Here is a 1,392-nt window from a genome sequence, read left to right as displayed (position 1 = left end):
CGTGGATCTTGGTGGGTAGTTGGTTGTGTTGGCACAGCGGTCTGTCATGGTGGGATGCCTTACGAATCGTTGCGGTCAATGTCACGTCAGTGGTTACCACAACGGGTATCGCGGTTGGTGACTACACGCTGTGGGGCAGCTTTTCCGTACTGTTGTTTTTCTACCTGACGTTCATCGGAGGGTGCTCAGGATCTACGGCCGGCGGCTTGAAAATTTTCCGTTTCCAAGTGGCTGCATCGTTGCTGATCAGCAGCCTGAAGCAGTTGATTCACCCTCGGGCGACAATCTCGAAGAAATACAATGGCCACCCCATTGACGAGGAGATCGTGCGTTCGCTACTGACCTTTTCGTTCTTCTTCTCCATCACGATTGCAGTAATTGCCCTGCTACTGTCCCTGATCGGGCTCGACTGGACCACTGCCTTGAGTGCTGCGGCCACGGCCGTGTGCAACGTCGGTCCAGGCCTGGGCACGGTGATTGGACCAGCCGGCAACTTTGCCTCGCTGCCCGACTCGGCGAAATGGTTGTTGACCCTCGGCATGCTCCTGGGTCGCCTTGAAATCCTCACCGTATTGGTGCTCGTGGCACCTGCATTTTGGCGGTTCTAGGCATTTACAGCGACCGGTTCAGGGCCAAAAGATGGGCAAGCACGGCAGATTCGATCTAGGTTTATGCGCAGGATAAAAACAACAACTGGAGAACGACACCATGAACCGAGCCCTTCGCCTGGCATTGGCCGGCACTGTTTTAGCCGCTTGCGCCACAGCCCAGGCTGCACCCACCTTCATCAATATCCTTACAGGGGGAACCAGCGGCGTCTACTATCCCGTCGGCGTCGGTATCTCGCAGATCTACAGCCATGAGATCGAAGGCAGCAAGACTACAGTTCAGGCCACCAAGGCATCGGTAGAAAATCTCAACTTGCTGCAAGCTGGCCGCGGTGAACTGGCATTCGCCTTGGGCGACTCGGTGGCAGATGCCTGGAAAGGTGACGCCGAGGCCGGTTTCAAGGCCCCGCTGAAGAAACTCCGGGCCATTGCCGGAACGTACCCCAATTACATCCAGATCGTCGCCAGCCAGGAATCGGGGATCAAATCGCTTGAGGACCTCAAGGGTAAGCGCATTTCGGTCGGAGCACCTAAATCAGGCACGGAGCTCAACGCACGGGCCATCTTCAGGGCAGCGGGGCTCACTTACCAGGATATGGGCAAGGTCGAATACCTGCCTTACGCAGAGTCCGTCGAACTGATCAAGAATCGTCAGTTGGATGCCACTCTGCAGTCTTCGGGCCTCGGCCAGGCAGCTATCCGTGACCTGGCGGCGACACTGCCGGTGGTGTTCGTGCCCATCCCGGCCGACGTCGTGAAGAAAATCGGCAATTCCGCTTACCAA

General features: G+C 57.0%; 2 protein-coding genes. Both read left to right on the top strand.

Features of this window, described 5'->3' with window-relative positions; genetic code table 11:
• On the top strand, nt 1–608 hold a 608-nt coding region (locus APH30_RS27195), incomplete at its 5' end, for a TrkH family potassium uptake protein (RefSeq protein ID WP_177333810.1).
• Between the two features lie 100 nt (nt 609–708).
• On the top strand, nt 709–1,392 hold a 684-nt coding region (locus tag APH30_RS27190), incomplete at its 3' end, for a TAXI family TRAP transporter solute-binding subunit (RefSeq protein ID WP_054914252.1).

Origin of the sequence: Pseudomonas sp. NBRC 111127, assembly GCF_001320345.1 — a bacterium.
GTDB lineage: Bacteria > Pseudomonadota > Gammaproteobacteria > Pseudomonadales > Pseudomonadaceae > Aquipseudomonas > Aquipseudomonas juntendi.
The sequence above is the reverse complement of the archived record's forward strand: the minus strand, read 5'-3'. Positions and strand labels throughout refer to the sequence as shown.